We start from the raw sequence: 12397 nt of genomic DNA on the forward strand, positions 1-12397 counted from the left end.
GTCCTAGAGGGTGGAGCACCACCGCACCCGCCCGACCCGCAGGAGCGAGATGACGACGGACCAGGAGTACGAGGAGTTCGCGGTCGCGCGCACCCCCCAGCTCTACCGCTCGGCGTGGCTGCTGTGCGGTGACCGGCACGGCGCGGAGGACCTGGTCCAGGAGACGCTGGCCAAGGTCTTCGTGAAGTGGAAGCGGATCGACAACCCCGCGGCGTACGCCCAGACCACGCTGGTCCGCACGTTCCTCAGCCAACGGAGACGGAAGAGCAACCACGAGCTGCCGTACGCCGACCTGCCGGACCAGGTCGGGTCGGACCCAGCCGCGGCGAGCGACCTGCGGATCGTCCTGCAGGACGTCCTCGCCGGGCTGGCGCCGCTCGACCGAGCCGTGCTGGTGCTTCGTTACAGCGACGACCTCTCCGTGGAGGACGTCGCCCGACGCCTCGGGCTCAGCCCCGGTGCGGTGAAGAACCGGAGCATGCGCGCCCTCGAGCGCGCGCGGGAGAGGACGCCACGATGAACGACCACGAGATCACCGCACTGCTGGAGCGGGCCGGTTCGGGACTGCGCCCCGAGGTCGCCGAGCTGGTCGCCGGAGGGGCCGCCCGGGGGCGGACGAAGCTGCGCCGCCGCCGCGCCGGCACCGCGTTCGCGGCGGTGGCGGTCGTCGGCGTGGTCGGCGCGGGACTGGTCGCCACCCAGCTCCACCAGCGCCCCGGCGACAGCACGGTGACTGACCCGGCGGGTGCGCCCTCGGGGACGGTGACGCCGAAGCCGACCGCGGCCGGCGAGCGCGATGCCCCGCCGGCTCCGGACGCCGCCCTGGCGCTCGGGCCGGACGGCATCCGTGACCAGCTCGCGGCCATGCTCCCCGGTGAGGTCGGCCCGATCCTGAGGGAGCCGCCGTACTCGGTGGTGAGCGGCCGGTACGACCGGGTCCTGCACTTTCGCTACCAGGGCACCCTCGCGACCTTCGTGATCGCGCCGGCGCGCAGCATGGCCAGCTGCCAGGAGCAGAGCGGCCCGGACGGCAGCTGCACAGTCGTCGACGGCATGGAGACCCTGGTCTGGGGACCCACCACGGCCGACCGCGTGACGGCGCAGGGTGTCGCCGTCTGGCGGCACGGCTACATCGTGAGCGTGCTGTCGTACAACGCCGCCGAGGGCAAGGACGTCGCCCCGTTGACCGCGGAGCCGCCGCTCAGCCTCGCGATGCTGACCGACATCGCGATGAGCGACGCCTGGTACTCCTAGACGCTCGTGTGCGCGGCGACCCACTCGACGAGCGGGCGCAGCGCGCGCCAGTCGTCGCGGACCAGGTCGAGCAGGTCGGGCGTGTGGATCACGGGCTCGAAGCCGAGCTGGTGGCCGGCGGTGAGGGACCGGTGCCGCAGCAGCTCGATCCGCGGGTGGTCGGCGTCGTAGCCGCGCGGGGAGGTCTTGAGCCGGTCGCCGCCGATCTCGAAGTCCTTCTTCCTCAGGGCCTTCAGGATCTTCTCGAGCTCCGGGCCGAACCGGTCGTGGGCCACCGCCGCGCGGAACGCCGCGAGCCGCGGGCCGCTGGCCTCGTAGAAGCCGGCGCCGGTGCGGACCCCGCGCGGCGAGACCTCGACGTACCAGCCCGTCGCCTCGCCGACCCGGACGAACGCGCCCTGGTGGGTCTTGTACGGCGTCTTGTCCTTCGCGAACCGCACGTCGCGGTAGGGCCGGAAGATCTTCGCGGTCTGTCCGTCGGGGGCGAACTCGGGCACCAGGGCGTCGCAGAGTGCGGTCATCGGCGCCTTCACCGCCTCGGCGTAGACGTCCTTGTGCTTCTCCCAGAAGGCCCGGGTGTTGTCGACCTCGAGGTCGTCGTAGAAGTCGAGGGCGGCGACGGGGAAGCCGGTGAACGTCACGAGGGCCAGCGTACGAGGGCCGGCGGGCTCGCGCCGGAGAGGTGGCGACGCCCGCTGCAACGCCGCCACCCCATCCGTGCGTCGGATCCCCACGGTCCGACAGAGGTTCAACGCAGCAGGGGAGCGGGCGTGACGGCCGTTTCGAATATTTCCGGACGAGTCCGGACGGGCTCAGGAGAGTGCGGCGGTGACCTGCTCGTCGCCGCCCTCGGCGAGGGCGGTGACGGTCATCGTCGACCCGCCGCAGCGCGGTTCGCCGAGGAACGCCTGACCGCCGGGCGACTCGTACACCACGGCGAGCCCGTCGTCGGCCGACCAGCGCATCAGCGCGGCCGGCTCACCCTCGCGCTGGGGGTCGCGCACGAAGTACGAAGCCCCGCCGCACCAGGTGAGCGTGCCCGACGTGCCGGGGCCGAGGTCGTAGTAGCCGTCGCCGACGCGTGCGTAGAAGTGGGCGTTCTCGACCTGGTTCTCCTTCGGGATGACCGACCAGACCGCACCGTCGTCGGTGACCTGGCCGTCCCAGCCCGAGCAGTCCGGCACGCCCTCGAACGGGGTGGCCTGGTCGCCGCTGACCGAGACCAGGGTCCGGCAGGCCGGCGCGGAGTCGTCGAAGGTCTGCAGCGCGTCGCCGGCGGGCGTGATGTGGGCGCCGTTGAAGCCCTGTCGCTTCTCGGCGCACCAGCCCCGGGTGGACCTCTGGGTCGCCAGGTCGAGGGCGGCCAGGCAGTAGGCGCGACCCGGGCCGTAGGTCGCGTACAGCACCCGGCCCTCGCCGAGGGCCCAGGTGCCGCCGGTGGTGGTCGGGACGTCGGACCTCCCGTCGATCGTGAAGCTCGTGCCGGTGGCGAGGTCGGTGACCTCGGCGGAGCTGGGCCGCTGCTCGGCCTGGTCCTGGAGGACGACCACCGCCCAGTCGTCGTCGATCAGCGCGTCGGACACGCGGGTGCCCGAGCGGGCGCCACCGGACGATCCGTCGGGACCGTCGAGCGCGTAGCTGCCGCCGCTGCGGGTCACGGTCAGCGACCAGCCCGAGCCGTTGCGGGTCACGGAGTCGCGGACCGGTCCGGGCGCGGGCTCCCAGTCGAGCAGCGCGTCGGTCGGAGTCGCCGCGACCGGCTCGTCGGCCGGGCCGCCCTCGGGGAGGGTCGGGGCGTCCGAGGTGGTGGGCGAGTCGCTCGGAGAGCTCGGAGGGGTGCTCGCGGGTGCCGACGACGTCGTGGGGGAGCTGGTCGGCTCGGGGTCGGCGGCCGGGTCGTCGCTGCCGCAGGCTGCCAGCGTGAGTGCCAGCGTGAGTGCCAGCGCGAGTGCCAGCGCGAGCGGCAGTCCGGCCCGCACGGCGTACGTCGGCCGACGCATCAGACCCCGACGTTGTGGGCGTAGTGGGCCTGGTTGCCGCGGTAGCTCTTGTAGGCGCTGCGCCACTGCACGCGCGCGATGGTCGGCTCGGACGGGTCGAAGCGGTGCTGGTTCCACGGCTCGAAGTAGCTGAGCGCGTCGGGCTTGTCGCCGTTCTTGGCGTAGCCACGGCCCACCTGGAAGTGACCGGAGGCGTCGTCGTCGAGGTAGGGGTAGAACTGCTTGAGCAGGATCGGGTGCAGCACGACCGGGGCCTGGTAGTCGTGGATGTGTCGCATCATCAGCAGCTCCCACTGGGTGAAGCTGTACTTGCCGATGTCGAGCACGACGTACGGGCCGGCGTGGTCCTTGCCGTCCCACCCGGTGCTCTTGTTGACCACGCGCACCATGTCGTAGATCGAGGTGCCGCTGGTGGTCGTGCCGAGCTGCTGGGCCCAGTGCCCCTGGCTCTGCTTGCGGTTGCGCCAGCCCCAGGCGATCATCTGCATCGCGGTGGGTCCGCACCAGTAGGTCCGGGTCTGCTCGGCGACCTGCTTGATGTCGAGGATCGCGGACCGACCCGGGTAGTCGGCCTGGGTCTTCACCGGGCCCGGGTTCGCCGAGGACGTCGCCGTGGGCGTCTTCGACGGGGTCCGGGTCGGCGACTTGCTCGGGCTGCGCGTCGGGGAGGGCGACTTCGACGGGCTCGCCGTGTTCGGGGGCGGGGTCGTCGTCGGCTTCGCGGCGGGCGCGGTCGCGACGGCCCGGGCCTCGGGGTGGTCGGCGAGGAAGTTCGCGGGGAGCGCGACGCCCTCGATCTCGTGGCGCAGCAGCCAGACCTTGGCGACCGAGCGGGCCGCCATGGTCAGCTCGGCGCGCTCGGCGGCGGCGCGAGCAGTGGGGCTCATGCGGGCCATCCGGGCGAGGGCGGCGCGGGCGTCGAGGTCGCCGGTGGTGACGACGGGGCCGCGGCGGGCCGCGACGGTGCGCGCCGCGGTCGCCATCCGGGCCTGCACCTGCTGCTGGGTGTCCTCGGTCCAGCCGGTGCCGAGGCAGTAGCGCTGGCCCTCGAACTCCGCGCAGCGGACCAGGCCGGCGGCGAGCTGCTCCGGCGTCTGCTTGCCGCTGGTGCGACCGAGCGCGCCCCCGGCGTCCACGACCCGGTCGATCTCGGCCTGCATCGCGGGGGTGACCTTGGAGAAGCCGGCCGTGGTCGACGTGCCGAGGGCGCCGTACTTGCCGTCGCCGGAGGGGGTGAACCCCTCGTCGTCGTCACCGCGGGGGATGAAGGGTGCGGCGGCGAGCAGCAGGACCAGTGCGCCGATCGCGATCGTGCGCGGGCGGGGGCGGTGCATCCGAGGACCTCGAGACGGAGCGGGGAAGGCTTCACAACCACTGTCCCCAATGGTCACACGGATAGTCAAGCGCACCATCAGCCCCACGCGTGGTCGAAGGCGCGGCTCCCGGCGCCTCCCCGGGAGTGGACAGTGGTGCCGACTCGACGGGTCCTGAGTGGAAAGTAGCGCCGACTCGACGGGTCCGGAGTGGAAAGTGGCGCCGACTCGACGGGTCCTGAGTGGAAAGTGGCGCCGACTCGACCTGCTGGAGCGGATGACGAGACTCGAACTCGCGACATCGACCTTGGGAAGGTCGCGCTCTACCAACTGAGCTACATCCGCCTGCCCCTGCGGGAGGGACGCGGAGATCCTAGTCGATGCGCGAGAGCGTGGGGTGGCGCGGGTCGAGGCCGTCGCCGGACGACCGGCCGGTGAGGCGGCGGTGCACCCACGGCAGCGCGGAGCTGCGCACCCAGGTCACGTGCTCGCGGAGCTGCCCGCCGCGGGTGGCGGTCGGCAGCTCGCCCAACGTCGGCGGGGCGAGCGGGTGGGCGACGCCGAGGGTGTCGAGGACCGCGGTCGCCATCCGCTGGTGACCGGCCGGGCCGAGGTGCATCCGGTCGGGGTCCCAGTAGCGCCAGTCGCGGTACTCGTGCATGGCCCAGAAGTCGACGACGTCGGCGCCGTGGCGCTGGGCGGCACCGCGGACCAGCTCGTTGTAGAGGGCGAACCGGCCGCGCAGCGGGCGGTAGATCGCCGAGCCGCCCGGGTCGAACGCCGTGAAGACGAGCAGCCGGGCGCCGGTGCCGGCCAGCCGCCCGAGCGCCTCGTCGTAGCGCTCCACGATCGCGTCGATGTCGACCTTCGGGCGCAGGATGTCGTTGGCGCCGGCGTAGATCGTGACCAGGTCGGGCCGAAGGGCCAGTGCCGGCTCGAGCTGCTCGTCGAGGATCGCGGGCAGCTTGCGGCCCCGGATCGCCAGGTTGGCGTAGCCGAAGTCGTCGCTCTGGGTCGCCAGCACCTCCGCGACGCGGTCGGCCCACCCGCGCAGCCCGTGGGGGCGCGCCGGGTCGGGGTCGCCGACACCCTCGGTGAAGGAGTCGCCGAGGGCGACGTAGCGGTGGAAGCTCACCGAGTCATTGTCTTGGTCGTGAGAAGCGGGCCGACGGCCGGGGCGGCCCGGTAGGTTGAGCGCGTGCTGCTGTCAGACCGCGACATCCTGGCCCAGATCGACGCCGGCCGGATCGCGATGGACCCCTGGGATCCCGCCATGCTGCAGCCATCGTCGATCGACGTGCGGCTGGACCGGTTCTTCCGGGTCTTCGAGAACCATCGCTACCCGCACATCGACCCCGCGGCGGACCAGTCCGACCTGACGCGCCAGGTCGAGCCGGAGGGCGACGAGCCGTTCATCCTGCACCCGGGCGAGTTCGTGCTGGGCTCGACCTACGAGGTCGTGACGCTGCCCGACGACATCGCGGCCCGCGTCGAGGGCAAGTCGTCGCTGGGCCGGCTCGGGCTGCTGACCCACGCGACCGCCGGCTTCGTCGACCCGGGCTTCTCCGGCCACGTGACGCTCGAGCTCGCCAACGTGGCGACGCTGCCGATCAAGCTCTACCCGGGCATGAAGATCGGTCAGTTCTGCTTCTTCCGCCTCACCTCGTCGAGCGAGCACCCCTACGGCTCGGAGAAGTACGGCTCGCGCTACCAGGGCCAGCGCGGTCCGACCCCGTCGAAGTCGTTCCAGAACTTCCACCGCACGCAGATCTGAGCGGCGGTCCGGACCGCGAACTCTTCAAGTAAGGTGACCCTTAGTTAGGTCCACCTCACCTGAAGGGCGCGCCATGAGCCAGACCGCCACCCACTCGCTGCCGATGATCCTCGACGAGGTCGAGGCGGTGCGCGTCGAGCGGCTGTCGCCGTCCTTCGTGCGGGTCGAGCTCGGTGGCGCCTGTCTTGCCGACTTCGGCGTCGCCGGGCCGTCGTACGACCAGCGGATCAAGCTGGTCTTTCCCGACGGGGACGGCCCGCTGCCGTCCTTCGCGGGCGCCGACGAGTCGTGGTTCGGCACCTGGATGGAGCGCCCGGTCGAGGAGCGCGGCCACATGCGCACGTACACGCTGCGCGAGGTGCGCGGTGAGGGCGCGGCGACCCGGCTCGTCGTCGACTTCGTGATCCACGTCGAGGACGGGGAGGCCGGCCCCGGCTCGTCGTGGGCCGCCGGCGCCTCGGTCGGCGACCGGGTCGTGCTGCTGGCGCCCCGGCGCGGCGTGGAGTACGGCGGCATCGAGTTCGAGCCGGGTTCGGCGAGCCGTCTGCTGCTGGCCGGCGACGAGACCGCCGTACCCGCCATCTGTGCGGTGCTGGGCCAGCTGCCCGTCTCGGCGACGGGTGCGGCGTTCCTCGAGGTGCCGACCTCGGCCGACGTGCAGACCGTGCCGCACCCGGAGGGCGTCGAGGTCGTGTGGCTGCCCCGCGAGGGCGAGCCGGTCGGCTCCCTGCTGCACCCGGCGGTGCTCGCCCACCTGGGCGCCGGCCCGGCGCCACTCGTGGAGCCCGAGGAGGTCGACCCCGATCTGTGGGAGACCCCGGCGTACTCCTCCTCCGGCGAGGAGGTCGAGTCCGCGGTGGCCGTCGCGGGCCAGGACCCTTCGCCAGGCTCAGGACACCGCCTCGACGGGCTCTACGCCTGGATCGCCGGGGAGTCCGGCGTCGTCACCGCGCTGCGTCGCGCGCTGGTCAAGGACCTGGGCGTGGACCGCCGCCAGGTCGCCTTCATGGGCTACTGGCGCCGGGGCGTCGCGATGAGGTCGTGAGGCTAGTTGTCGATCCTGTCGGCGACCCGGCGCAGCCGCTGCGCGAGCAGGTGCCGGTGGGCGGTGGCGGGCATCCGGGGCGAGCTCGCGCGGGCGATCCGCTCGGCGAGCTCCTGGCGGGCTATCTCGGCGTTGATGACCACGTTGCTGTACATCACGGTCTCCTTCGGTGCGTGGGCGTGCCGGGTGGGGGGCAGGTCAGAGCTCGGTCAGGACGACGTCGCCGCTGACGGTCTTGGCGCGGACCTCGACGTGGTCGGCGCCCGCGGCGGGCTCGCCGGCCCCGGTGAGGGTGGAGCGGATCGCGCCGGACACGGTCGCGATGTCGGTCCAGACGGGGACGCCGGCCGGAATGCCGACCTGGATGTCGCCGGAGGCACCCTTCGCGGTGAGCCGCCCGCGGCGCGCCGTTCCGACGACGAGGTCGCCGGAGCCGGTGCTCATCGTGACGTCGGCCCCGGCCTCGCGGACCTCGAGGTCACCGGAGCCGGTCTTGACGACGACCGGGCCGTGGTTGGTGCCGACCCGGACGTCGCCTGAGCCGGTGGAGACCGCCGAGGTGGCGGTGACGTCGAGCAGGAGCACGTCGCCCGAGCCGCTCTTGACGCGCAGGTCGGCATGGGCGCTCTCGACCCGGACGTCGCCCGAGCCCGTCTGCACGACCATCGGGCCGCCGGTGGTGTCGATCCGCACGTCGCCGGAGCCCGACCTGACCTCGCCGCCGCTGACGGTGCCGGTGACGTCGATCGGCGCGCTGCCGGTGCGGATCGTGATCATGCTGCCGGTCGGGATGGTGATGGCGACGTCGAGCTGGTTGTCGTTGCCGAAGAAGCCGCTGCGCTGCTTGGGGGCGACGACCGTGATCTGGTCACCGTCCTGGCGGACGACCACGTGCTCGGCGTCCCGACCGGCGACCGCGACGTGGGTCTCGGTCGTGTCGGTCGCCTCGACCTTGACGGAGCCCTTGCCGATCTCGGTGAAGAGCCGGACGGGCTGGTGGGTCTCGAAATGGTGCTCGGTCATGGTGCTCTCCCGTGCTCTGGTGCCTCTGGGGTGTGCTCGTCCACGGGGCCGGCCTGGTGCCGGTCCCGGAGCTGCTCGTGCTGCGTCTGGTCCTGCTGGTCGCTAGACCCAGCCGGTCATCCGGCGGTTGCCTCGCTTGTCGCCGAACAGGTCGTTGCCGCCCAGGAAGGGGATGCTCGACAGGTCGATGTCGACGTTGATCGCGCTGTCGCGAGTGGCGGCGCGGACGACGGTGACCAGCCAGGTGTTGAGGGAGTGCCCCGACTTCGCCGCCATCTCCTCGGCCTTCGCCTTGACCGACTCGGGGATCCGGAGGGTGATCCGGGCGACGTTGCCGTCCTCGTCGACCTCCTCGGCCGAGGCCGGGGTCGGCGGTGCCGGGGGCGGCGCGAGCGGCGTCTGGTGGACCACGAAGTCGAGCTCGCGGCCGTTGAGGCGGACGTCGACGCCGCCGTCCGACATCTCGGCGGTGATCTCGGCGGCGGCCTGGGAGATCGCCTCCATCAGCGCTAGTCGGGCAGCTGGATCGAGGGCGTACGTGAGTCGCTCGGTGGCCTCCCGCGCCTCCGGGCCGGCGGCCTCGGCGGCCGCGACGAGGTCGCGTCGGAGGCTGTCGATGTACGGCGTGATGTCCATGTGCATCACGATGACATCACAATGATGTCATGTCAACCACTCGATGATGTCACCTCGGCGTCAATGCGATGTCGAGGTTTGTCCGACCGGGCCGTTGGGCACGAGGTCCGATGGTCCTTCCGGGCACAGCCACCGGATCGGTGTGAGAAAGGCCTAATGAATGTCGGTTCCGACCGTCCTGGCGAGTGACACCCTCATCTCGGCCCATGCCGTCGACTACCTGATCATCGCGCTCTACTTCGGCGTCGTCATCGGGATCGGCGTGATGGCCAAGCGCCAGGTGTCCGACTCCCTCGACTTCTTCCTGTCCGGGCGCTCGCTCCCCGCGTGGGTGACCGGCCTGGCGTTCATCTCCGCCAACCTCGGCGCCGTCGAGATCATGGGCATGTCGGCGAACGGCGCGCAGTACGGCCTGCCGAGCGTCCACTACTTCTGGGTCGGCGCGATCCCCGCGATGCTCTTTCTGGGCGTCGTGATGATGCCCTTCTACTACGGGTCCAAGGTGCGCTCGGTGCCCGAGTTCATGCGCCGCCGGTTCGGCACCGGGGCGCACCTGGTCAACTCGATCTCGTTCGCCGTCGCCCAGCTGCTGATCGCCGGCATCAACCTCTTCCTGCTCGGCAGCATCGTGCACGCGCTGCTCGGCTGGCCGCTCTGGGTCGCGCTGATCGTGGCCGCGGTGATCGTGCTGTCGTACATCACCCTGGGCGGCCTGAGCGCCGCGATCTACAACGAGGTGCTGCAGTTCTTCGTGATCGTCGGCGGCCTGCTGCCGCTGACCCTCATCGGCCTCCACCGCGTCGGCGGCTGGGACGGGCTCACGTCCGGCATCAAGGACGCGGCCGGTGCCAACCCGGACGTCGTCGCGCCGGCCTCGCAGCAGCTCAACTCGTGGCCCGGCCAGGCGCTGACCGGCTTCGACTCGTCGTTCCTGTCGGTCATCGGCATCGTGTTCGGCCTCGGCTTCGTGCTGTCCTTCGGCTACTGGACGACGAACTTCGTCGAGGTGCAGCGGGCGATGGCGTCGAACTCGATCTCGTCCGCGCGCAAGACGCCGATCATCGGCGCCTTCCCGAAGATGTTCATCCCGTTCATCACCATCCTCCCGGGCATGATCGCCGCGGTGCTCGTCGGCGAGATCGCGGACGTCAAGGCCGGGGAGAAGGTCGCCGGTGGTGCCTCGGGAGAGGGGGTCGCGTTCAACGACGCCCTGCTCTACCTGATGCGTGAGGTCCTGCCCAACGGCCTGCTGGGCCTGGCGATCACCGGTCTGCTGGCGGCCTTCATGGCCGGCATGGCCGCGAACATCTCGGCGTTCAACACCGTCGTCAGCTACGACCTGGTGCAGCAGTACGTCGTCAAGGACCGCGACGACGACTACTACCTGCGCATCGGGCGGATCGCGACCGTGGCGGCGACCGCCATCGCGATCTTCACCGCGACGCTGGCGAGCAACTTCTCCAACATCATGAACTACCTGCAGACGCTCTTCGGGTTCTTCAACGCCCCGCTGTTCGCGACGTTCATCCTCGGTATGTTCTGGAAGCGGATGAGCGCGACCGCCGGTTGGGTCGGGCTCGTCGCCGGTACGGCGTCCGCCGTGGCGGTGGCCTTCCTCAGCGAGGACGCCTTCGGTTCGTGGAGCACCGGCGTCATCCCGATCGGCGGGCAGGGCGCGGCGTTCGTCGCGGCCGGTGCGGCGTTCGTCGTCGACATCGTGCTCAGCGTGGTCGTCTCGCTCGTCACGAAGCCGAGGGACCCCGCCGAGCTGCGTGGCCTCGTCTACTCCGAGACCCCCCGTGAGGACCTGGTCGACGCCGACGAGGCGTCGTACCCCTGGTACCGACGGACGCTCCCCCTGGCCGGCATCGCCCTGGTGATGGTCATCATCCTGAACGTGATCTTCTGAGGAGGCTGAGATGACTGACACCTCGACGACCAGCAGCCGCAAGCACACCGCCGGCGCGCTCGACATCCGCAACATCATCGGCGGGCTGATCGGCGTCTACGGCGTGATCCTCACCCTGATGGGCATCTTCGGTGACAAGGAGGGCGACAAGACCGGGGGTGTCAACGCGAACCTGTGGGCCGGGATCGTGATGATCGTGATCGGCGCCGGCTTCCTGATCTGGGCGCGGCTGCGCCCGGTCGTGGTGGCGGTGCCCGACGAGCCGGCCGACGGTCAGGACAGCGCGGGGTAGAGCACGACCGCGTCGATCAGGCCGCGGTGCCGGTACAGGTCGACCCGGACCGGGCAGCTGGTCCGGTCGGCCGGTGCGCCGATGATCACGGACAGCGCCTGCCCGGAGCCGCCGACGTCGGGTGCGCCACAGCCGTCGGCCGTCGTCGCAGCGGCGTCGTGGACGTCGAGCGTGGGCAGCGCGTAGGTCAGCGGGTCGTCGTCGACCAGGGCAACCCGGTCGGTGGCCCGTCGTAGAGCTGAGAGGACGCGGGTGTCCTCCCACTGGGCGGCGTCCTCGGCGTCCCGCACAACCGTGCTCGGGCCGTCGGAGTAGGAGACGATCACCCGGTCGGCGAACGGCGGCGCGGTCCCGCGGTCGTTGGCGAAGTCGAGGAACTGCCACCCGGCGGCGACGTCCTGGTAGTCGGTCAGGCAGGTGATGTCGGCCGGGACCGAGGTGTAGACGGTGATCGGGTCGCCGGGGGAGTACGTCGTGCCGGTCGGCGGGTCCGTCGCGACGACACGGTCCTGCACCTCGCAGGCACGGAACGGCTCCAGGGTGACGGCGAGCCCGCGCCGGCTGAGCATCGCCTGGGCCGCGGCGACGTCGTACCCGAAGAGCGACGGCACCTGGTCGGGACGCAGCGTGTCGCCGGGGCGGTCGTCGTCTCCTCGCATCGTCAGCACGGTGGCGACCAGGGCGGCGACGAGCAGCAGGACACCGGCGGCTGTCGCGGCGAGGGGCCACCGTCGGCCCTGGGGCCTCGGTGTCGGTCCGACCGGCGCGGGCATCGGTTGCTCGTCGAACTCGATCAGCATCTCGCGCCGGGTCTCGAGGTCCTGCTCCGCGCCGAAGCGGGTCAGCTCGGAGTGGGGGATGGCCGCGGCGAGAGCCCGGTGCACGAGGGGGTCGGGGTCCTTCGCCCGGCGGATCCGGCGCTGGTTGTCGGCCAGCACCTGGCGGACCAGGCCCGGAGCCTCCGCCTCCGAGGCGCCGAGGAGCACGGCCGCACGCACCAGTGCGGACCACCGGGCGTCGACGTACTCCCTGGGCTCCATCTCTCATCCTGTTCGGAGCCCACGCTACGACCGGATGGGTCACTCCTTCTTCGGGAGCAGCAGGTCGACCGGTTCCGTCCCCGCCGAAATGCACAGTGCGGTGGATCGGAT

14 protein-coding genes and 1 tRNA gene are annotated in these 12397 nt (G+C 71.5%); 6 read left to right on the forward strand and 9 right to left on the reverse strand.

Features of this window, described 5'->3' with window-relative positions; translation table 11 throughout:
* Positions 1-49 precede the first annotated feature (49 nt).
* Together PD653B2_RS21270 and PD653B2_RS21275 are read left to right on the forward strand one after the other, a co-directional pair.
* On the forward strand, positions 50-520 hold the full coding sequence (locus tag PD653B2_RS21270) for a SigE family RNA polymerase sigma factor (RefSeq protein ID WP_085874413.1): 471 nt from the start codon (positions 50-52) through the stop codon (positions 518-520).
* The gene (locus tag PD653B2_RS21275) at positions 517-1254 is read left to right on the forward strand and encodes a hypothetical protein (RefSeq protein ID WP_085874414.1); all 738 of its coding nucleotides are present in this window, start codon (positions 517-519) and stop codon (positions 1252-1254) included. The genes PD653B2_RS21270 and PD653B2_RS21275 overlap by 4 nt, the downstream gene beginning before the upstream one ends.
* Here PD653B2_RS21275 and PD653B2_RS21280 read toward each other — a convergent pair.
* The 5 genes from PD653B2_RS21280 to PD653B2_RS21300 form a co-directional block, all read right to left on the reverse strand.
* Positions 1251-1895, reverse strand: a complete 645-nt coding sequence (locus PD653B2_RS21280) for a DUF2461 domain-containing protein (RefSeq protein WP_085874415.1) — start codon at positions 1893-1895, stop codon at positions 1251-1253. The genes PD653B2_RS21275 and PD653B2_RS21280 overlap by 4 nt on opposite strands.
* Before the next feature lie 171 nt (positions 1896-2066).
* The gene (locus PD653B2_RS21285) at positions 2067-3254 is read right to left on the reverse strand and encodes a hypothetical protein (RefSeq protein WP_085874416.1); all 1188 of its coding nucleotides are present in this window, start codon (positions 3252-3254) and stop codon (positions 2067-2069) included.
* Positions 3254-4588: a C39 family peptidase gene (locus PD653B2_RS21290; protein WP_085874417.1), complete on the reverse strand. Its 1335-nt coding sequence runs from the start codon at positions 4586-4588 to the stop codon at positions 3254-3256. The genes PD653B2_RS21285 and PD653B2_RS21290 overlap by 1 nt, the downstream gene beginning before the upstream one ends.
* Before the next feature lie 248 nt (positions 4589-4836).
* Positions 4837-4912: transfer RNA gene (locus PD653B2_RS21295), tRNA-Gly, on the reverse strand.
* Between the two features lie 28 nt (positions 4913-4940).
* Positions 4941-5702 carry an SGNH/GDSL hydrolase family protein gene (locus PD653B2_RS21300; RefSeq protein WP_085874418.1) on the reverse strand — a complete coding sequence of 254 codons (762 nt, stop codon included), beginning with the start codon at positions 5700-5702 and terminating at the stop codon, positions 4941-4943.
* A gap of 63 nt (positions 5703-5765) precedes the next feature.
* On the opposite strand from PD653B2_RS21300, the gene dcd reads away from it, so the two are divergent.
* Both dcd and PD653B2_RS21310 read left to right on the forward strand, forming a co-directional pair.
* A complete protein-coding gene (dcd, locus tag PD653B2_RS21305) occupies positions 5766-6341 on the forward strand; it encodes a dCTP deaminase (protein WP_085874419.1) in 576 nt (191 codons plus the stop codon).
* A 73-nt stretch (positions 6342-6414) separates the two neighbouring features.
* Entirely contained in the window at positions 6415-7386 is a 972-nt protein-coding gene (locus PD653B2_RS21310; protein ID WP_242665386.1) for a siderophore-interacting protein, read from the forward strand.
* Positions 7387-7388: 2 nt separating this feature from the next.
* Here the strand turns inward: PD653B2_RS21310 and PD653B2_RS25200 are convergent, their stop codons facing one another.
* The 3 genes from PD653B2_RS25200 to PD653B2_RS21320 all read right to left on the reverse strand — a co-directional run bounded on the left by PD653B2_RS25200 (position 7389) and on the right by PD653B2_RS21320 (position 9045).
* Entirely contained in the window at positions 7389-7541 is a 153-nt protein-coding gene (locus PD653B2_RS25200) for a hypothetical protein (protein WP_165763572.1), read from the reverse strand.
* A 43-nt stretch (positions 7542-7584) separates the two neighbouring features.
* Positions 7585-8409, reverse strand: coding sequence for a DUF4097 family beta strand repeat-containing protein (locus tag PD653B2_RS21315; protein WP_085874420.1), 825 nt, complete (start codon positions 8407-8409; stop codon positions 7585-7587).
* A gap of 102 nt (positions 8410-8511) precedes the next feature.
* Positions 8512-9045, reverse strand: coding sequence for a toxin-antitoxin system HicB family antitoxin (locus PD653B2_RS21320; RefSeq protein ID WP_085874436.1), 534 nt, complete (start codon positions 9043-9045; stop codon positions 8512-8514).
* Between the two features lie 178 nt (positions 9046-9223).
* Between PD653B2_RS21320 and PD653B2_RS21325 the strand changes: the two genes are divergently transcribed.
* Positions 9224-10954: a sodium:solute symporter family protein gene (locus tag PD653B2_RS21325; RefSeq protein ID WP_207559472.1), complete on the forward strand. Its 1731-nt coding sequence runs from the start codon at positions 9224-9226 to the stop codon at positions 10952-10954.
* A 10-nt stretch (positions 10955-10964) separates the two neighbouring features.
* Entirely contained in the window at positions 10965-11246 is a 282-nt protein-coding gene (locus PD653B2_RS21330; protein ID WP_085874422.1) for a hypothetical protein, read from the forward strand.
* Here PD653B2_RS21330 and PD653B2_RS21335 read toward each other — a convergent pair.
* The gene (locus tag PD653B2_RS21335; RefSeq protein WP_085874423.1) at positions 11228-12286 is read right to left on the reverse strand and encodes a PASTA domain-containing protein; all 1059 of its coding nucleotides are present in this window, start codon (positions 12284-12286) and stop codon (positions 11228-11230) included. The genes PD653B2_RS21330 and PD653B2_RS21335 overlap by 19 nt on opposite strands.
* Positions 12287-12397: the final 111 nt, after the last annotated feature.

This window comes from Nocardioides sp. PD653-B2 (assembly GCF_002117935.1).
Lineage (GTDB): Bacteria > Actinomycetota > Actinomycetes > Propionibacteriales > Nocardioidaceae > Nocardioides.

Excerpts from the sequence above, each read along its gene's own strand:
- PD653B2_RS21290 (WP_085874417.1), bottom strand. The coding sequence starts at position 4,588 with ATGCACCGCCCCCGCCCGCGCACGATCGCGATCGGCGCACTGGTCCTG.
- PD653B2_RS21330 (WP_085874422.1), top strand. The coding sequence starts at position 10,965 with ATGACTGACACCTCGACGACCAGCAGCCGCAAGCACACCGCCGGCGCG.
- PD653B2_RS21335 (WP_085874423.1), bottom strand. The coding sequence starts at position 12,286 with ATGGAGCCCAGGGAGTACGTCGACGCCCGGTGGTCCGCACTGGTGCGT.
- PD653B2_RS21270 (WP_085874413.1), top strand. The coding sequence starts at position 50 with ATGACGACGGACCAGGAGTACGAGGAGTTCGCGGTCGCGCGCACCCCC.
- PD653B2_RS21275 (WP_085874414.1), top strand. The coding sequence starts at position 517 with ATGAACGACCACGAGATCACCGCACTGCTGGAGCGGGCCGGTTCGGGA.
- PD653B2_RS21315 (WP_085874420.1), bottom strand. The coding sequence starts at position 8,409 with ATGACCGAGCACCATTTCGAGACCCACCAGCCCGTCCGGCTCTTCACC.
- PD653B2_RS21310 (WP_242665386.1), top strand. The coding sequence starts at position 6,415 with ATGAGCCAGACCGCCACCCACTCGCTGCCGATGATCCTCGACGAGGTC.
- PD653B2_RS21285 (WP_085874416.1), bottom strand. The coding sequence starts at position 3,254 with ATGCGTCGGCCGACGTACGCCGTGCGGGCCGGACTGCCGCTCGCGCTG.
- PD653B2_RS25200 (WP_165763572.1), bottom strand. The coding sequence starts at position 7,541 with ATGTACAGCAACGTGGTCATCAACGCCGAGATAGCCCGCCAGGAGCTC.
- PD653B2_RS21320 (WP_085874436.1), bottom strand. The coding sequence starts at position 9,045 with ATGGACATCACGCCGTACATCGACAGCCTCCGACGCGACCTCGTCGCG.